We start from the raw sequence: 19140 nt of genomic DNA on the forward strand, positions 1-19140 counted from the left end.
ATGGGGCATTGGGCATGGGTCAATAATCAATAGTTCTTCTCCCCCTGCTGCCCCCACTCCCCCTGCTTCCCCTACTCCCCCACTCCCCCCACTCCCCCCACTCCCCACTCCCCAAAATGTTCCTCACCCAAACTGTTCCCCGTCAACGAGAAATTCTTGAAGTATTCCTTCGCAATGGCTGGGACTATATGCGAAGGCTACTTACTGGTGGCAAAGCTGATGAACCGCAGCTACCTACACCTGCGGTTTTAAAAAATATCCTGGTAGACTTGGGGCCAGTTTATGTTAAACTTGGTCAGCTACTCTCCACCCGTCCAGATTTACTCACCGCCGCCTACATTGATGAACTGTCAACCCTGCAAGATGAAGTCCCAGCAGTTCCTTGGGCGGAGGTAGAAATAGTCCTCCGCAAAGAATTAAAACTTTCACTAGCAGAAACCTTCAGCAAAATTAATCCTATTCCTGTAGCAGCCGGATCAATTGCTCAGACACATCGAGCTACATTAATAGACGGTCGGGAAGTTGCTCTGAAAGTGCAACGTCCGGGAATTGATATTACTGTTGCCCAAGATATTGCTTTAATTCAAGGTATTGCCGATTTAGTGGCGCGTACTGAGTTTGGGCAAACCTATGAAATCAAATCTATCGCTGAAGAATTTACCAAAGCTCTAGAAGCTGAATTAGATTTTACGCGAGAAGCGGGTTTTACAGACCAATTGCGGCGGAACTTATCTAAGAGTCGTTGGTTTGATCCCACACAAATAGTGGTTGCGGAAATTAACTGGGAATTGACCACAGAAAAATTAATGGTGATGGAATGGCTGGATGGCGTGCCGTTCCTCTCTGCGGATTTGAACAACAACAACAATGGTAAAGACCCTGCTGTAGAGCGTAAAGAAATAACTACTTTGTTATTTAGGGTATTTTTTCAGCAACTATATCTTGATGGCTTTTTTCACGCTGATCCTCATCCGGGGAACTTGTTTTATCTCAAAGATGGTCGTGTTGCCCTGTTAGACTGTGGGATGGTGGGAAGACTTGATCCCCGCACACAGCAGATATTAACAGAAATGTTGTTAGCGATCGTTGATTTAGATGCTCAAAGGTGCGCTCAGTTAACTTTACAGCTAGCAGATTCTGCTCAACCAGTAATTTTGTCGCGGCTGGAAAATGATTATGACCGGATGCTACGAAAGTATTATAATGTCAGCTTGACTGAGATGAATTTCAGTCAAATAATTTACGAAGTTTTGCAAATTGCTCGTAATAATAAAATTCGTTTACCTAGCAACATGGGTTTGTATGCTAAAACCATAGCAAACTTAGAGGGTGTGGCGCGGACATTCAACCCGGAGATTAATCTGATTGAGGAAATCAAGCCATTAATTACAGACTTGTTTAGCCGACAATTATTGGGCGATAATCCAGTGCGATCGCTATTACGGACAGCTTTAGATATTAAAAGTCTGTCTCTGCAATCTCCTCGCCAAATTGAACTGTTATTAGACCGAGTTACCTCAGAAACCTTACAGTGGAATCTTTCTTTGCGGGGTTTAGATGGCGTGCGGCGCACTATGGACGATGCAGCTAACCGACTATCTTTTAGTATTTTAGTGGGTTCGCTGATTATGGGTGCAGCAATTATTTCCACCAGAGCGCAGACAACTCAGCTATCTTTCTTAAGCAGCATCTTGTTTGCAGCCGCTAGTTTATTGGGTTTGTGGTTAATTATTAGTACATTGCGATCGGGACGTTTACGGTGAAACCTTGTTTGAAACTTTCTTGATCAAAGAAAGATTTCTCAAACACTGACCTTTTTTTAATTAAAAGTTAAAAATTAAAAATTGAGAATAATAATAATTTTTAATTAATTAATTTGGAGTACAAAACAATTAAAAATTAGGAATTAAAAATTAAAAATTAAGGAGTAAATCTTCAATTTTTAATTTTACATTTTAAATTTCTAATTCCCCGTAGGGGTTGCCCCCACTGAAATCAAAGATTTCAGTGGTCTACAATCAGTGGTGGGTACAGAGCTAACACTGATTGCAATTTTTAATTAATAATTTTTAATTTTTAATTGGAGCGAAGCGACTTGACATATACCACCTCACAATTTGCCAAACTCAAAGAAGTTCCATTACTCAGATGATTTGCCGTAATTCATCTAGACTATTCGCGCTCTTAATTCCCTGCTGAATTGCTTTTAATCTATCTAAATCGGAAATTTGAGACATTTCTGGCATCAGTTGCAATCCCTCGGTACCGAATTTTATCTCCAAAGCGAGTTCAATACCTGACAGTATCTCTTCTTGTCGTCCTTCTTGTCGTCCTTCTTGTCGTCCTTCTCGCCGTCCTCGTTCTTCGCCTTCTCTCAAAATTTGCTGATACCACGGAGATTCGTTTAACACTGCCATATCCCACCTCATGATTTGCTGAACTAAAGCGCTGTCTAATACGAAGGTAGCAAAAAAAGCCATGACGGTTTCTAACTGGTTCAATTGCTCATCGGCGCGGAGAATTTGCAATGCCCGTTGCACAGTGGATTCTTCTGCACCTCCCTTGAGAATTGGGACAAAGGGAAGCAAGAAGGGAACAGGTTGAGTAAAAGCGATTTCCACATCGACTTCCCAAAGGTTGATAACGCGGTAGTCTTGACGCGCCTGTAAACCGGCAAATTGCGATTCATAGCTGGTGGGAATTTCAACATCATTTTCTTTAAGGATGTTAACTAGTACCGGATAAGTAGGCAAATTGTACTTTTCTTCTGCCAGTGCTGCGTATGCCCGCATCCGTTTGGGCATTTCAGGTTTGTAGCGTAATTGTAACTCGTTGAGTACGATAAATTTGCCATATAAGGGGCTGGTGGCGCGGACTAATACATCGCTTTCACGGCTAATCCACTGAAATTCGGAGTTGATAATTTCTCCCGATACAATATCGGGAATTTGTGTTACCCATTTTAGCCAATTTTCGGGTGCGAGGCTGATTAATCGTTTGGTGCTAATGTCTGCTGCTTTAGCCATAAAGGATGTAGATGAGCATAGTTGTAGTTTATGGCTAAAGTGGAGATATTTACGATGGTCTACGCCTATCCACTGATCTACTTTGCTAGAGATTTTATAAATTACTTGGTATCGTCTTAAACTTTTCAGCCGTCCCCAAAGAGTAATCTTCTAACTTAAAATCAGCAAAAGGTTTCTTTTCCAACCTATCCCGTAATGCCTCATCCAGAATTAAACCTGCTGATTGTTTTTTAACCCCAATAATTATAATACTTCTCTGATATTTAGTTAAATCCTGATTTGCCTGACAATCACTGCGTTGAAATTGTCCCAAATTTAATAAACGATAACCTTTGACATTTGGTATATTAATAAATAATTTTTTCACTAAAAGTTGTATTTGTTTGGAACGTTCTAAAGCCATACGTTCTTGAACTGCTATATTACCCTTACAAGAAACTGTGCCTACAGAGATAATCTCACTAGGATCTTCCATTATCTTCTGTATACCTTCTTGTTCTAAGTTCAACTTTAAAAGGTCTAGACTAATAATTTCATCATTATATTTAATTTGAAAATTGCTACCTAAAAGCCATTTATATTCTACTGATAAAACAGCTATATTAAATTCGGCTACCCTGCCCTGACTATCTCTACCTTTTTTATAAGGAAAATAATCAATTCTACCTTTGTGATCTGAAGATTGTTCGGAATTTGGCATCAAAGAAAATTTTGATGTCCGCGTTGCTAAAGCGACTATACTAAGTAATCCTAATATCACTAGCAGGACTGCAAAAAATACCAGTAATCGTACTTCTTCTGGCTGTTTATCTGGAGGCGACAAAGTTTTAGTAATTGGCGGCGACAACTGCTCAGTATTAAGATTGCCTACTAAATTAGTATTTGTAGAAATAGTTTCTATTAGTTGAGTTTCAATTTCTTCTAGACACTGTAAAATTTCCTGAGCGTTGGCAGGACGCTTTTCTATATCCGGTAGTGTTAGCCAATCAATTAAATTCAATAGTAAGGGTGAGATATGGATGGCATGATTTTGCCAGTGCAACAAATTGTGCTGCATATCATACATATCTAAGGGATGGTATCCCGTAAGTAAAAATACAAATGTGCGTCCCAAGGCAAAGAAATCTGATTGCGGCACTGGTTGAGCATTCATTTGTTCTGGAGCGCTGTAGCCAGATGACATAAGTGCTGTCATCCCGTCGCCATTCCTGAGTTGCTCTGGGTAGGTTCTATGCATTTCGGTGGCGGTGCCAAAATCAATCAGTACCAAATCCCCCCAACTCTTCCCAATGGGGGATCGAATCATGATATTAGATGGCTTAATATCTCGATGTAGGTACTGTTTGCTATGCACTAAATCCAAAATTTCTACTAATTGTTTTAACCAGGCGATCGCTTGTTCTTGAGAAATCGGGTAATTCTGCTGCTGCTTGAGCCACTCTTCTAAGTTGTAGCCATCGATTTTTTCCATTGCAATGCAATGCAACACTAAACCATTTCGGGTTTGATACTGGAAGTAACTATCTTCTTTGGGAATGCCGGGATGCCTGAGTTGTGCCAATACAGTTACTTCTTGCTGAAATAGTTCTACTGCTTTGGCGTCGCCTGATAGATCATCTTTGAGTATCTTGAGGATTTTAGGTGTATCTTGTTCGTATGCTTCATAAACTTTACTAAACCCTGTTTTGTCACTCAACAGGCACGTCACCCGATAACGCCCTAGCAATTCCAAATGGGAACCACAACTTTGACAAAAGCGGTTTTGATGATTATTCGGGTGATTTGGTTTAGGGCAAACGGGATTTATACAAAGGCTCATGAGTGGGGAGTGGGGAGTGGGGAAGGTGGGGCCCCCTCTGGGGATAAGGGGTAATGGGGAATGGGGAGATGAGGGAGATGGGGAAATAACCAATGCCCAATACTTCTCTACGAGAGGCTGCGCCAACGGCAACGCTCAGTACAAGTGCCCAATGCCCAATGCTCCTATTAATTCTTCTGTTGCTGTATGATAATCCCGTCTAATAATAATCAGATTTTCTATCTATGTTCTGCTAAGAAAGCTGCTACAGTTTGGTTAAATGCGTCTGGTTGTGTCAAAAACGGCCAATGATTGCCAGGAACTTGACAGATGCGTAGGTTTTTAAGATAGGTTTTGTAGGGTTGGATTTGCCAATCTTGGCGATTTAGACCTTGTTCTGGTTGGACAAAGAGGGCAGGGGTGTCAAGGGGAATTGTAAAACCAGGCACTTGCATGACTTCCTCAAAAATCCCGTCGCGGGCGGCGATAGTAAATTTGCTGCCCCAACTACCATTGAGTTTTTGTTCTATTCCTGCTTGGAAAACTTGTTGCTGTAAGGAACTCCATCCTTGATATTGCTTTAACTGCCGTGCTTGTTGTTCAGCTTGTTCATAACTGGCAAAGGGTCCCATGCTTTTGAGAAAAGGCAAGAAGCGATACAACATCGGAAAAGTTACCCTGAAAAGGCTGGGCATTTTCCAAATGAAAATCGGATCGACCAGAATTATACTCCGCAAACGCTTTGGGTTTTGCCTTGCCCAGATGGCGGCTAATTTGCCTGTCCACGAGTGACTGACAATATGGGCAAAAGTCCATCCAAGATCATCCATGAGTGCTTCGAGGTCTGCGATCGCACTTTCAAAGCTATAATCTCTCTCAGGCTTACTACTTTGGCCATGTCCGCGCATATCTGGTGCAACTATGTGGTAGTCTGCCGCTAAGTAATCTCCTAAACTAGACCACACTAGAGCATGATCACCTAAGCCGTGTAATAGCAGTAAAGGTTCTTGACCTTGGTTCCATTCTAAGTAAGAAAGTTGGATATCAGGCTTTGATAAAGTTTGACGTACAGGCATCATTGCATATCGACCAGTGAAGAGATAGTTTCGCGTTTATATATTACTGCGAAAAAAGATGGAACTTGACCGCTATAACCAAGCCTTAAAATTCCAGCCGGATGCTTTTTTCTCAATAGGTCAAATTACTTCGATGCGATCGCGCATTTGGGGTTAGAGTAATTAAATCGTCAATATTGCGTTTCATTGTTTCGCAAATCGCATCTAGAGGTAAGTCATTAGGATCATAACCAAAGGGGTTTTCTATCTCCAAACCGATGGCTTCAATGCCAAATACTGTAAAACCAACGAAAGCAGCAATTAAACCTGTCCACCAACCCAGACTCTCCACTATTTGAAAGGGGAACAGGAAACAATATAGTAACAATAATTGCTTCAAATGAATCGAATAAGCTAATGGCATAGGTGTTTTTAAAATCCGTTCGCAAGCTCCTAAATTATCCACAAGATTATTCAATAATTCTTGCATAGATGTTAACTGGTAGCTATTAAGGCAATTGCGATGATACTGCTGCTGTAAATAATCTCCTATCCAAAAGGCAACCTCTATCGGGGGATTATTCATAATTTTCAGTTTTCTATACTTACTAGATGGCATTAATTCTTCTAACTCGCTATTGACTGCCTCTCCCCGCAAATGTAATTTAGTTGTCACAGCAAAAGCTGCCAATAAGTTTAACGCCGTAATTTTATTATCTTTATCTTCTGGTGAGATTTCATCAATTGACACCCAAATTTCCCGCGCCAAATTTCTGACGTTATTTACTATAGAACCCCAGCATTTCCTCCCTTCCCAAAATCGCTCATAAGCAGTATTTGTACGAAATACAAGTAACAAACCTAAAACAATACTAGGAATAACACTTCCTAAAATAGGTTGGGATATAGGCATCTTAAAATGGTAAAGTAGAGAAATCAAAAATCCGAAAGCTCCGCACCATAAAATATGTTTGTAAATTGCTTTAAGCACCGAACCTTTAAGTTGTAATTTTGTGCGTAGCCATGTGATTTTTTCGGCTGTCATACAGTTATCCTAAGAGAATATTTAGTCAACTGATATAGCAATCCTATCTGATTTGTGAAAATTCTCGGTGTCCAGATTTTCGACTTCTTTGAGAAGTCGGGGTTCTAACTTTTCACGAATGATTTAGGATTGCTATAGATTAAACATCGATACTTTAAAAATAATAACTATAGAAATAGCAGGATTGGCAAAGAGGATATTGTAACAAGTAGTGTTGGGAAGATAACAGGATATGCTGGCAGCAATGACTGTATCCTACTTTCCTAGTACTTACGCACGAGTTACGGAATAACGTAGAGGAGTTGATATTTCGCTTGCTTGGCACAATTCCAAGTATCCAGAGCCACTAACAGTATAAATTCGACAGGTTCCTTGGTCAAGCCTGAATTTTAAGCCCAGCTTTTGTTGGTAGAATTCTGTGGACACATCGAGATCATCGGTATAAAAGAAAGTAACCTGCTGTTCAATGGGCGGATGATCACACATAAAATAAATTTGAGTATATACCCCAACGACATCTGGCGATCGCATAGGTAAAAATTGATTGATGTTAGAAACCTGTTACTACTCCAGATGCCTTAAGCGCATCTGGAGTTTCTTTTTGGAAAAGCGCAGCGTTAGCAGTTCCCGTCGTTGGCGTAGCGTCTCCTTGGCGCAGCCTCTCGTAGAGAAGAGTTGGAGCATCAGTGCTTATCCTTAGACACCTTTATCTACATTTGAGTGTATACCCTGATGACGTAGGATGCTCTCACGGTGAAAATTTGATGTAGGTAAATGCGTATCTTTCCTGACTCCAGATTTGCCACAAACATTTCTGGAGTTTTTTCATTACTAGAATTTAAAATTACCCATCTAGTCTAGACTCCAGTGAATATTTTACTTTTCTATATATTAGATATAGGAGTGAAAAAGAATGTAGAGACGTAGCAGTGCTACGTCTCTACAAGGGTTCTGGGTAACGCATATTTAATTTCACCAGATGTCTATTGATAGAATTAAAAAACAGAATAAGTAAAGCAAAGTCTGACTGAAACAAAACCAGTGCGCCATGTATGACAATATCTGTAAATTCATTGCCGAAAACTTCAAAGATGACTTGGCAAATTGGTTACTAGGTTCACCAATTAAATTAACAGAACTTAGCCCTACTGAATTATCAAGCGAACCAATTCGCGCCGATTCATTAATTTTATTGCAATCTGATGATTTAGTTCTACATACCGAGTTTCAAACCGACGCTGATGAAGATATTCCGTTTCGGATGTTAGATTATCGGGTTAGGGTTTATCGTCGTTTTCCTCGTAAAGAAATGCGCCAAATAGTAATCTATTTACGAAAAACAGGTTCAATATTAGTCAGTGAAAACAGTTTTAGATTAAACAATACTTATCATGAGTTTGAGGTAATACGCCTCTGGGAACAACCTACAGACAAGTTTATGAGTATTCCAGGTTTATTACCCTTTGCCGTGCTAAGTCAGACAAACGAGCCTACAATGGTATTAACCCAAGTAGCGAAAGCAGTTGAAGCAATTACCGATCAACAGCTACAAAGAAATATAGCTGCTGCCAGTGGAATTCTAGCAGGTTTGGTGTTAAGTAAAAATGTAATTAGCAAGATTTTAAGGAGTGATATTATGCGCGAATCAGTCATTTATCAACAAATCCTAGAAGAAGGCGAAGCGAAAGGCAAAGCAGAAGGCAAAGCAGAAGGTAAAGCAGAAACAACAAGAAAGTTGGCTTTAAATTTATTGCAAATTGGAATGAGTTTAGAGCAAATTGCTCAAGTTACTGAATTATCTATTGAGCAAATTCAAGTTTTACAAGAGGAGATTCAAAAATCTTAATTTTAACTAATCGCTTTATAAAATACGAGGCTAGACAAGCAAAACCCGCATTCGCGGGTTTCAAAGTTTGGCACATAATGTACCGTATAGCTTCTACTCCATCAAGTTTACCAACTTAGTGCTGAGTGCTGAGTCCTGAGTGCTGAGTAAATTAAGAAGTACTCACTACTTTTGAACTTGGGTTTTTGCCCCACCCGCAAGTGGCGTGGAATCTTTTCTTTTATGGAGTTGGTTGATACCCCACCCGCAAGTGGCGTGGTCTTTTTACTCAGCACTCAGCACTCTTCATCGCACTCAGTGCTGAGTAAAAAAGGCTGGGCATCATGCCCAACCCACAAAATTTCGAGAATATTCTGTTGCTATTAACCCAACAATTTTTTAGCCTTAGCTAATACATTATCAACGCTAAAGCCAAACTTCTCTAAACAAACACCGCCTGGAGCGGAAGCACCAAAGCGATCGATACTAACGCAATCGCCTTCAGTACCCACGTACTTATGCCAACCGAAACTGCTAGCAGCTTCTACAGATAAACGCTTGGTGACAGCTTTTGGTAGCACGGATTCTTTATAAGCTGCATCCTGTGCATCAAACAAATCAGTTGAGGGCATGGAGACAACACGGACTTTCTTACCTTCAGCCGTGAGTTTTTCGGCTGCGCCGACGGCGAGGCTCAATTCTGAACCAGTGCCAATCAGGATGATTTCAGGTGTACCTTCGCTATCCACCACGGTATATCCACCCTTCGCAACGCCCTCAATCGATGTACCTGCCAAGTTGGGAACGTTTTGACGGGTGAACGCCAATAGAGATGGAGCGTTTTGCTTCGACTTTTCGATCGCTATTTTATAAGCGCCAGAGGTTTCATTACCGTCTGCGGGACGAAACACGGTTAAATTAGGAATGGCTCGTAAGGAAGCCAGAGTTTCAATGGGTTGGTGTGTGGGGCCATCTTCACCTTGTCCAATGGAATCGTGAGTCATCACCCAAATCGAGCCAGCTTGGGAAAGGGCGGATAAGCGGATGGCAGCCCGCATATAATCTGTGAAGATCAAGAAGGTAGCGCCGTAGGGAATTAATCCCGAAGCGTGCAGTGCGATACCATTACAGATTGCGCCCATACCATGTTCCCGTACCCCAAAGTGGATGTTGGGGTTTTGGTATTGCCCTTTTTGGAAGTCGCCCTGTCCCTTGATTTCGGTAAGGTTGGAGTGGGTTAAGTCAGCCGAACCACCAATCAATTCAGGTAAAACTGTCGCTAGTTTGTTGAGGCAGTTTTCTGAGTGTTTGCGGGTGGGTATTCCTTTATCTTCTGGGGTGTAGGTGGGTAGTACCTTATCCCAGCCATCGGCTAGTTTGCCGCTGATGTAGCGTTCAAATTCAGCCGCTTCTTGGGCATACTTAGCTTTGTAGTCCGCAAAAGTCTTGTTCCATTCGGTTTCGTAACCTGCGCCGCGCTCAACTGCTTTGCGTGTGTGGTTGAGAGCCTCTTCTGGTATTACGAAAGGCTCGTATTCCCAACCCAAATTTTTCCGAGTTAATGCTATTTCGTCTCCACCAAGGGCAGCACCATGAACACCAGCAGTATTTGCTTTGTTGGGCGAACCGTAACCAATAATGGTTGTTACCTTAATGAAAGAAGGCTTATCAGTAACAGCTTTGGCTGCTTCAATTGCTTTTTCAATCGCTTCTAAATCGGTGTTGCCATCCTCGACATGCAAAACGTGCCAACCGTATGCTTCAAAGCGCTTGGAAACATCTTCGGTGAATGCCACATCTGTGGAACCATCGATAGAAATGTGGTTGTCGTCGTATAGAGCGATGAGTTTGCCTAATCCCAAGTGTCCTGCGAAAGAAGCAGCTTCCCCAGAAATTCCTTCCATGTTGCAACCGTCACCCACAATTACGTAGGTGTAATGGTCAACAATCTTGGTATCAGGTTTGTTAAATTTTGCGCCCAGGTGCGCTTCAGCGATCGCTAAACCGACTGCATTGGCAATTCCTTGACCTAATGGCCCGGTGGTCACTTCCACGCCTGGGGTCATGAAGTTTTCGGGGTGTCCAGGGGTTTTGGACTCCCATTGACGGAATTGCTTGATATCTTCAATGCTTACACTGTCGTAGCCTGTCAGAAAAAGCAGGGCGTACTGCAACATCGAGCCATGACCGGCAGACAAGACGAAGCGATCGCGGTTAAACCATTTGGGATTCTTGGGGTTAAACTTCAAAAAGCGATCCCAGAGGACAAAAGCCATCGGAGCCGCGCCCATCGGTAGTCCTGGGTGTCCCGATTTGGCCTTTTCAACGGCATCAACAGCCAAGAAGCGGATCGAGTTAATACAAAGTTCTTCGACGGACAGTTCTTTGGCGGATTGGGTTGCAACAGTCATAATTTCTTGTTTTTAACGACAGGTTAGCACTCTTCGTAGCTTCTTTTGCTGGGGTTATTTTAGATTCCCCACATATCCTCATCATCCCATTCCCGCTTGTGGATGGACAAGCGGGATCTCCTGAGTTTCTGGTGATAAATCAAGCTGATAATTGGGTCATGCTGAACGCTTAAGTTATATCGGAATGATATTTCTGATACTTTGGGCATTGGGCATTGGGCATTGGGCATGGGGCATGGGGCATTGGGCATTGGGCATTGGGCATTGGTTATTCCCCTTGTCTCCCACCCTGCGGGTTCGCGTAGCGTTCCGTAGGAAAGCTAAAGCTACATCCCCCTCATCCCCCTCATCTCCCTCATCTCCCTCTGCCTCCTGACTTTTTTTAGACGTATTTCTTAAAGACCAGTGTGACATTATGACCGCCAAATCCAAAAGAATTGGATATTGCCACCTCGACTTTTTGAGCGCGGCTAAAGTTAGGCACGTAATCTAAGTCACACTCTGGATCGGGATTTTCCAGATTGATTGTCGGGGGAATTTGGTCATTAGCGATCGCCATTACTGTTGCTACTGCTTCAATGCCTCCAGAACCTCCCAAAAGATGACCTGTCATCGATTTGGTGGAGCTAATTGCCACTTTATAAGCATATTCTCCCAAGGCTTTTTTGATGGCTGAGGTTTCAGTTGAATCATTAGCTGGGGTACTGGTGCCGTGGGCATTAATATAGCTAATCTGTTCGGGAGTTATACTGGCATCTTTGAGCGCTAGTTCGATCGCTCTAGCGGCTCCGAATCCACCAGGTACGGGGGAGGTGATATGGTAGGCGTCACAGGTCATACCATAGCCGATCATTTCCGCATAAATGTGAGCGCCGCGACTGATGGCGTGTTCGAGTTCTTCTAGAATTAGAATTCCTGAACCTTCACCCAAGACAAATCCGTTGCGATCGCGGTCGAAGGGACGGCAAGCTGTAGTCGGGTGATCATTGCTAAAAGAGAGTGCCTTGCAAGCGGCGAACCCAGCTATCGACAATGGTGTGACAGCCGACTCCGTTCCCCCGCAAATCATCGCCTGGGCGTATCCCCCTTGAATTAGGCGAAAAGCATCTCCGATGGCGTTGGAGCCAGCAGCACAGGCAGTTACAGGGCAGGAGTTTGGGCCTTTAGCCCCCGTGTGAATTGCCGTTAATCCTGCGGCCATATTGGCGATCATCATCGGGATCATGAATGGACTACAGCGATCGGGGCCACGGTTCAGATAGATAGTTTGCTGGTCTTCTAATACCTTGATGCCACCAACGCCAGAACCGATCATCACACCTACCTGTTCTGCATTCAGGTCATTGATCACTAACTCCGCGTTAGATAGAGCCTGTTTTGCTGCCGCAACCCCAAATTGGGCAAATCGATCCATCCGCTTGGCCTCTTTGCGCTCCAAGTAATCATGTGGATCGAAATTTTTCACTTCACCAGCAAAGCGGCAATCATGGCGAGACGGATCAAAAAGGGTGATGTAGTCTATGCCATTGCGTCCACTCAATAATCCATCCCAATATTCTGTTGCTGTATTACCTATAGGTGTAATCGCGCCAACACCAGTTACAACAACGCGTTTACGTGTATAATCTGTCATGATTCAGTTAAAAATGGCGAAAAAGCAGCAGGCAAAAAATTCGAGACTAGCGACTAGGTACTGGTGAGCCAGCGCGGTAGGAGCGTCACCCGAAGCGTCTTAAAGATTTCCTTTATGAGCGACTGCCATTGGATTTCCGACTTAGAGCGACTGGCGTTAGTGTCAGCGTTAGCGACGTTCCTAACGTCACCCTTCGGGTGACTAAGTGCTGGAGAAAAATCTTCCCAATCCCCAATCAAGAGTTAAGCTGATGCGGTAACTTTGTTGTTGATGTAATCTACTGCATCTTGAACCGTTAAAATCTGCTCGGCAGCTTCGTCAGGAATTTCGATATCAAATTCTTCTTCCAAAGCCATCACCAGTTCAACGGTATCCAAGGAATCTGCTCCTAGATCGTCCATAAACTTCGACTGGGGTGTGATTTTGGCAGGATCGTCAACACTCAATTGTTCGGTGACGATTTTCTTGACCTTTTCAAAAAGTTCGGTTTGGCTCATAAATAATAAAAGTCCTTAACCAGTTGCGAGAATCTGCTCTTTAGAGGAGACATTGTTTTGAGCATATACATCTTATCGTCAAGCGCGATCGCCCGCATACTGCTAAGGGTTTTTCTGTGAGAAAACCACTCCCATTCCTAAAATGAATCAGGTAAGTTTTCTCTTAACACTTGGTCAGTGGAGCGTGCTACGCCTTCGCCGATCCCGTGTAAATGCTTCGGGTTTCCAATTATTGCTAAAATTTTTTACAATGTCTAGATCAGTATTTACAGCCTTGCTAGCAATAAGAAGTATGTAGATGCTGCGGCTTTGAACCTAGACGGTTAAAGGGTCGCCCAACGTCAACATCAGAGCTTCGGTGCTAACAAGGGATGATAAAACAGTTATTGTTTAGAGCGATCGCTCTAACCCAAACATACTACTATGCTACCTCACACGCTGAAATACGCTTACTTCCCCGGTTGTGTTGCCCAAGGTGCCTGTCGGGAACTTTACCAGTCAACTCAAGCGCTTACCCAAGCATTGGGCATTGAATTGGTTGAACTTAAAAAAGCTGCTTGCTGTGGTTCTGGCACATTTAAAGAAGATTCCCAACTGCTAGAAGATACAGTCAACGCCAGAAATATTGCCCTAGCAGAAGAATTAAATCTACCCTTACTTACCCATTGCAGCACTTGTCAAGGTGTTATCGGTCACGTCAACGAACACCTAAAAGAATGTCAGACTACTAACCCTGCCTACATTGAACAGGTTAATGGCTTGCTGCATAAAGAAGGCTGTTCGCCTTATCGCGGCACTGCTGAGGTTAAACATCTTCTCTACGCCTTGGTAACAGATTACGGTTTAGAGGAAATTACTAAACGTGTGACGCGGAAATTAACTGGATTAAAATGTGCGGCTTTTTATGGCTGTTATCTCCTTCGCGCTCAAAAATCTATGCCTTATGATGACCCTTTCCAACCGGAAGCGATGGAAAATATGTTTCGGGCGGTGGGTGCAACACCAATTTATTACCGAGGTCGGACGCAATGTTGCGGTTGGCCTCTTTCTAGTTATGCCACTACCGAATCTTTCAAGATGGCGGGGATGCATATTCAGGACGCTTTGGCATCTGGTGCTGACTGTATAGTTACGCCTTGTCCTTTGTGCCACTTAAATTTAGATTCGCGTCAGCCAGAGGTAGAAAAGGTGATTGAACAGAAGCTAGGTTTACCAGTGTTGCATTTACCCCAGTTGATTGCTTTGGCGCTTGGGGTTAGTCCCAAAGAACTGGGTTTAGAACGCCACATTGTTTCTACAAAGCCAGTGCTGGAAAAATTAGGATTTTAGTTTATGGAGTAGAAGGTAGATGCACAAGAATATTCATTGAGATGAATTTAAGGTGAAAGCCAGTCTATAAGCAGCTTTTAGAGATTGTCTCGTTCTCTCGTTCCCAGTCAGAGACTGGGAATGCCTAATTGGAGGGCTGCCGCCTCAAGACTTGCGGCAGAGCAGCAATGAGGAGCATTTCCAGCCAGAGAGGTTTGAAGTTCCGATTTCTGAGCTTGAAGTTCCGAGTTCTGAGCTTGAAGTTCCGAGTTCTGAGCTTGAAGTTCCGAGTTCTGAAGCTGAAGTTCCGAGTTCTGAGCTTGAAGTTCCGAGTTCTGAGCTTGAAGTTCCGAGTTCTGAGCTTGAAGTTCCGAGTTCTGAAGCTGAAGTTCCGAGTTCTGAAGCTGAAGTTCCGAGTTCTGAAGCTGAAGTTCCGAGTTCTGAGCTTGAAGTTCCGAGTTCTTATGTATTAATCATTGCTATTTTTAAATTTACGTTGCAATTGTTTTAACGATTGATACATATCTGGCAAGCGACCATAAACAGCAGATACCTTGAGATATAGTTTGTAAGGAAGGGCTGGACTTCCGCAGACAATTTCTCCTGGTGCAACATCGCTGTGAATTCCAGTTTGAGCAGATGTCATCGCCCCATCTCCCATCTTCACTTGATTGACTATTCCTGTTTGTCCAGCTAAAATAACGCGATTTCCCAGTTTAACGCCTCCTGCGATCCCAACCTGACCTGCGATCGCACAGGCGGCACCGATTTGGCAACCATGACCTATTTGCACTAAGTTATCAATTACTGTATTGTGACCTATCCGCGTTTCTCCGACGGCTGGGCGGTCAATGCCACTGTTGCAGCCAACTACCACACCATCTTCTAAGACTGTATAGCCGGATTGTTCCATTTTTAACCAACCGGTACGGGTAGGAACAAAACCAAAGCCTTCTGCACCGATGACAGCACCACTATAAATGACGCAATCTGCACCGATGCGGCTGCGTTCGTGGATGGTACAGTTGGCGTGTAAGATGGTGCGATCGCCTATTTTGGCATCTGGATAAATCACCACATTCGGATGAATGATTGCGCCATTACCAATTTCTACCCCTTGTTGAATCACAGCATGGGGACCAATATAAACATCACTACCAATTTTTGCGGTGGAGTCAATTACAGCAGTGGGATGAATTTTTGGGATGGGGCGATATGGTTGGTAAAAAAGTGCGATCGCTTTGGCAAACAACAGTCGCGGATCTGCGGTTGCTATCCAGACAATACCGCGTTCTTGTGCAAGTACCTGTAATTTTTCGTCTTGGGGCAAAATTAAAGCAGTAGCATTGGTCTTGCCGATAAAAGACCCAAATTTTGCACCTTCTACGTAGCTGATAGTACCGTTGGGTGCTTCATCAATGGCTCCTACCCCGGTAATTTCTGGGTCATGGTCTGGGTTGCTAGTCAGGCTATGATTGCTGGCGGCGTCACCAAATTGGCACAGGATTTCGCTGAATTTCATTGTTGGGTGTGTTCACAATTGATTTACAAAGGATGGTAGCTTTATTTTTGCCGCTTTGTACTAGTCAGATAATTATTAAACCTATTGCGAAAATACTTGAACCGCCAGGGACTCAAGTCCCTGACTAATAGCAAAAGTCCGTTGAAACGGACTAAAAGTACTGTGATTAGTCGGTTGAAACCGAGTTGAGCTATTTATAAAGTTAATCTTAAAATTATCATAAATATATTTTGAGCCTATATACTCATCACAGTATTTAAATTGTATTAATTTGTTAAAATTTTGTACTCAAGGAAAAAAGCATGAGCGATTTGAGCTTATCCCTAGCCACACAGTCAGCAGAAACCGATGCCATATTGGCAAGTGTATTAGAGGAACAAGCACAGAAAGGGCCTGACTTGCGCCAGACACATCCTAAAAGTCATGGTTTGGTTTGGGGAGAATTAATTGTCGAAGACAACATACCCGAATCCTGGCGGGTGGGTGTGTTTGCCCAAAAACGGAGTTATCCAATTTGGGTACGGTTATCTAATGCTTCTGCACCTGAAAAACGTGGCAAATTCAAATCAGACTTGCAACCAGATATTCACGGCTTAGCTATCAAACTTCTGGAGGTAGAAGGGGAAAAGGTACTTGATGATGAGAAGTACACACAAGATTTTATTTTTCTTAGTCACCCAGTTTTTATAACGCGAACCCTGCAACAGTTTGCTGATTTGGGGAAAGTTGGTAGTGGTCAGGCTGATCCAGAATTATTGCGATCGCTTGCACCAGTATTTGAAATTATCCAAGCTGCTGGCAGCAAACAGGTAGCGAATCCCTTACTCATCCCATACTGGAGTACGACTCCCTATAAACTTGGCTCTCATGTGATTAAATTTTCACTTCAGCCACACCAACCAGATGAAATTCCCGATAGAAAACCTGATTCCGAAAATTATCTGCGTGAAGCAGTAGTCAAATATCTCACTCAAGAAGCAAAAGAAGCAAATTTTGACTTTCTAGTACAGCTTTTTGTAGACGACGAAAAGACACCTATTGAAGATCCCACTAAAGAGTGGAAAGAAGAGGATGCACCATTTATTAAACTGGCTACTGTCAAAATTCCGGCTCAGAAATTTGACTTTGAAGAACGCAACCGATTAAATGAGGGGTTATCTTTCTCTCCTTGGCACACCTTACCAGAACATGAGCCTTTAGGTATTATTAATTTAGCTCGGAAAAAAATCTACTTAGAAGCTGTGAAGTTTCGCCATCAATATACTGAACAGCGTTTAAGAGAACCTCAACCTTATAGTCAGATTTTAGATCAGCCTGATAGTAATTCGTAATTAGTAATCAGATGCTTTTTCATCTTCAACCGGACTCGCAATTGGAAAGGAAATCGGGGTAGACATTGACTGAGTGAATCTAACTGGGGTTTTTCTATTGTTGCCTTGATACTGCTACTTGGTTCATCAAAATCAGAACCAACAATCTTGTCGTAGTTAAAAGCAACAGCTAAAAAAGCCCCCAATCAGCAGTGCCCAGAACCGTAGTAATGACTTTAGTCCTAATTTTCTAAGAGGTTGTTTGAAAAGTAGTTAACTATGATTTTAAACACTTGTTGTTCCCCCCTTTTTAAGGGGGAACCGGAATTAAAGTCCACCAATTTATCGGGGCATCTAAAACGTTTTGCTACCAACAAAAGGACTTTTCAAACATCCTCTAAGCACTAAAGTGCTTACTACAAACTCTCTTAAGCTATCTAGTTAGTCGCCATTGCTATCCCTGCTAAATAGCCGGTTGTCCAAGCACTTTGGAAGTTAAACCCACCGGTGACACCATCAATATCTAAGATTTCTCCAGCAAAATAAAGACCAGGAATTAATCTACTTTCCATTGTCTTGAAGTTGACTTCTTTAAGTTTGACGCCGCCACAGGTAACAAATTCTTCTTTGAAGGCTCCTTTGCCGTTGATTAAGTATTCTCCTTGAGTAAGTTCTTGCACCAGTTGATTTAAAGTTTTACTAGATATTTCTGCCCAACGGTCTTCTGTGGTAATGCCTGCACGAGCAATGATATATTGCCAGAGACGATGGGGTAGATCAACACCTCGATGTAATGCGATCGCTTTCTTTCCCCATTCATCCTTAACTGCTAAAACTTTTTCTCGTACTTGTTCTTGGTGCAAATCAGGCAGCCAATTAATCAATAATCTGGCTTGATAGCGGCTTTCGTGCAGAACTCTCGCACCCCAAGCAGAAAGCTTTAAAACGGCGGGGCCACTCAAACCCCAGTGGGTAATTAGTAATGGCCCAGTTTGTTGTAATTGGGATTTTCCGCCCGCAGATAACCGCAATTGGGCGGGGTTAACGCTAACTCCAGCTAACTCCCTCAACTTTTGATCGAGAATGTTGAAGGTAAATAACGAGGGTACTGGCGGTTCAATTTGATGACCTAACTCTCGGACAATTTTATAACCTACAAGGCTGCTGCCGGTCGCCAGAAGTAAGCGATCGCATTTAATCGTCTCTCCCGACTTCAGAAAAATTTCAAACCCCCCATCTACTGCGGTTCGTTTCACTGAAGTTACATGTGTCCCGATACGGAGTTTTACCCCAGATGTCGCCATCGCTTTAATCAGACATTCCACAATCGTTTCTGAAGTATTGGTGACAGGAAACATCCGGCCATCAGCTTCAGTTTTGAGATAGACTCCATGAGCAGCAAACCAAGCTACTGTATCTTGAGGCTGGAAACGAGTTAAAGCACCCCGCAAAGCTTTTGCACCTCTGGGGTAATTTTGGACTAACTCCTCAGCGTCAAAGCAGGCATGAGTAACGTTGCAGCGTCCGCCACCAGAAATTAGCACTTTCGCTAGGGGTTGGCGACTGGCTTCGAGTAAAGTAACTTCGGCATCAGGATTAGCTTTAGCACAAGCGATCGCGCCAAAAAATCCTGCTGCCCCACCCCCAATAACTACGATTTGTAACGGTAACAATTTCAAAAATGTCTCTTTTACAGCACCTACTCTCTAG

General features: G+C 42.9%; 17 protein-coding genes. 5 read left to right on the forward strand and 12 right to left on the reverse strand.

What is annotated here, in order from left to right; translation table 11 throughout:
• Positions 1 to 116 precede the first annotated feature (116 nt).
• Positions 117 to 1763: an ABC1 kinase family protein gene (locus V7K15_RS04095; RefSeq protein WP_334903244.1), complete on the forward strand. Its 1647-nt coding sequence runs from the start codon at positions 117 to 119 to the stop codon at positions 1761 to 1763.
• A gap of 381 nt (positions 1764 to 2144) precedes the next feature.
• On the opposite strand, the gene V7K15_RS04100 is transcribed toward V7K15_RS04095, so the two are convergent.
• The 5 genes from V7K15_RS04100 to V7K15_RS04120 all read right to left on the reverse strand — a co-directional run bounded on the left by V7K15_RS04100 (position 2145) and on the right by V7K15_RS04120 (position 7455).
• Positions 2145 to 3026, reverse strand: a complete 882-nt coding sequence (locus V7K15_RS04100; RefSeq protein ID WP_334903246.1) for an Rpn family recombination-promoting nuclease/putative transposase — start codon at positions 3024 to 3026, stop codon at positions 2145 to 2147.
• A 94-nt stretch (positions 3027 to 3120) separates the two neighbouring features.
• The gene (locus V7K15_RS04105) at positions 3121 to 4845 is read right to left on the reverse strand and encodes a serine/threonine-protein kinase (RefSeq protein ID WP_334903248.1); all 1725 of its coding nucleotides are present in this window, start codon (positions 4843 to 4845) and stop codon (positions 3121 to 3123) included.
• A gap of 218 nt (positions 4846 to 5063) precedes the next feature.
• Complete coding sequence (locus V7K15_RS04110; protein ID WP_334903308.1) at positions 5064 to 5900, reverse strand: alpha/beta fold hydrolase; 837 nt, start codon at positions 5898 to 5900, stop codon at positions 5064 to 5066.
• 112 nt (positions 5901 to 6012) lie between these two features.
• Entirely contained in the window at positions 6013 to 6924 is a 912-nt protein-coding gene (locus V7K15_RS04115; protein WP_334903250.1) for a bestrophin family protein, read from the reverse strand.
• 270 nt (positions 6925 to 7194) lie between these two features.
• Entirely contained in the window at positions 7195 to 7455 is a 261-nt protein-coding gene (locus V7K15_RS04120) for a VOC family protein (protein ID WP_334903252.1), read from the reverse strand.
• Between the two features lie 517 nt (positions 7456 to 7972).
• On the opposite strand from V7K15_RS04120, the gene V7K15_RS04125 reads away from it, so the two are divergent.
• Positions 7973 to 8770: an Rpn family recombination-promoting nuclease/putative transposase gene (locus V7K15_RS04125; RefSeq protein WP_334903254.1), complete on the forward strand. Its 798-nt coding sequence runs from the start codon at positions 7973 to 7975 to the stop codon at positions 8768 to 8770.
• A 362-nt stretch (positions 8771 to 9132) separates the two neighbouring features.
• On the opposite strand, the gene tkt is transcribed toward V7K15_RS04125, so the two are convergent.
• The 4 genes from tkt to acpP form a co-directional block, all read right to left on the reverse strand.
• The gene (tkt, locus tag V7K15_RS04130) at positions 9133 to 11160 is read right to left on the reverse strand and encodes a transketolase (protein ID WP_334903256.1); all 2028 of its coding nucleotides are present in this window, start codon (positions 11158 to 11160) and stop codon (positions 9133 to 9135) included.
• Between the two features lie 174 nt (positions 11161 to 11334).
• On the reverse strand, positions 11335 to 11574 hold the full coding sequence (locus tag V7K15_RS04135) for a hypothetical protein (protein ID WP_334903258.1): 240 nt from the start codon (positions 11572 to 11574) through the stop codon (positions 11335 to 11337).
• Positions 11543 to 12793, reverse strand: coding sequence for a beta-ketoacyl-ACP synthase II (fabF, locus tag V7K15_RS04140; RefSeq protein ID WP_334903260.1), 1251 nt, complete (start codon positions 12791 to 12793; stop codon positions 11543 to 11545). The genes V7K15_RS04135 and fabF overlap by 32 nt, the downstream gene beginning before the upstream one ends.
• A gap of 242 nt (positions 12794 to 13035) precedes the next feature.
• Positions 13036 to 13290, reverse strand: a complete 255-nt coding sequence (acpP, locus tag V7K15_RS04145; RefSeq protein ID WP_334903262.1) for an acyl carrier protein — start codon at positions 13288 to 13290, stop codon at positions 13036 to 13038.
• 423 nt (positions 13291 to 13713) lie between these two features.
• Between acpP and V7K15_RS04150 the strand changes: the two genes are divergently transcribed.
• Together V7K15_RS04150 and V7K15_RS04155 are read left to right on the forward strand one after the other, a co-directional pair.
• Positions 13714 to 14619: a CoB--CoM heterodisulfide reductase iron-sulfur subunit B family protein gene (locus tag V7K15_RS04150; protein ID WP_334903264.1), complete on the forward strand. Its 906-nt coding sequence runs from the start codon at positions 13714 to 13716 to the stop codon at positions 14617 to 14619.
• 151 nt (positions 14620 to 14770) lie between these two features.
• Complete coding sequence (locus tag V7K15_RS04155) at positions 14771 to 15109, forward strand: hypothetical protein (protein ID WP_334903266.1); 339 nt, start codon at positions 14771 to 14773, stop codon at positions 15107 to 15109.
• Here the strand turns inward: V7K15_RS04155 and lpxD are convergent.
• On the reverse strand, positions 15068 to 16120 hold the full coding sequence (gene lpxD, locus V7K15_RS04160) for a UDP-3-O-(3-hydroxymyristoyl)glucosamine N-acyltransferase (protein WP_334903268.1): 1053 nt from the start codon (positions 16118 to 16120) through the stop codon (positions 15068 to 15070). The genes V7K15_RS04155 and lpxD overlap by 42 nt on opposite strands.
• Positions 16121 to 16422: 302 nt before the next feature.
• Here lpxD and V7K15_RS04165 point away from each other — a divergent pair, with 302 nt between their 5' ends.
• The gene (locus tag V7K15_RS04165; RefSeq protein WP_334903270.1) at positions 16423 to 17451 is read left to right on the forward strand and encodes a catalase family protein; all 1029 of its coding nucleotides are present in this window, start codon (positions 16423 to 16425) and stop codon (positions 17449 to 17451) included.
• Here the strand turns inward: V7K15_RS04165 and V7K15_RS04170 are convergent.
• Together V7K15_RS04170 and V7K15_RS04175 are read right to left on the reverse strand one after the other, a co-directional pair.
• Entirely contained in the window at positions 17430 to 17636 is a 207-nt protein-coding gene (locus V7K15_RS04170; protein ID WP_334903272.1) for a hypothetical protein, read from the reverse strand. The genes V7K15_RS04165 and V7K15_RS04170 overlap by 22 nt on opposite strands.
• Positions 17637 to 17867: 231 nt before the next feature.
• Positions 17868 to 19103 carry an NAD(P)/FAD-dependent oxidoreductase gene (locus V7K15_RS04175; RefSeq protein ID WP_334903310.1) on the reverse strand — a complete coding sequence of 412 codons (1236 nt, stop codon included), beginning with the start codon at positions 19101 to 19103 and terminating at the stop codon, positions 17868 to 17870.
• Positions 19104 to 19140 lie beyond the last annotated feature (37 nt).

The sequence above is a fragment of the Nostoc sp. genome, assembly GCF_036919815.1.
GTDB lineage: Bacteria > Cyanobacteriota > Cyanobacteriia > Cyanobacteriales > Nostocaceae > Nostoc.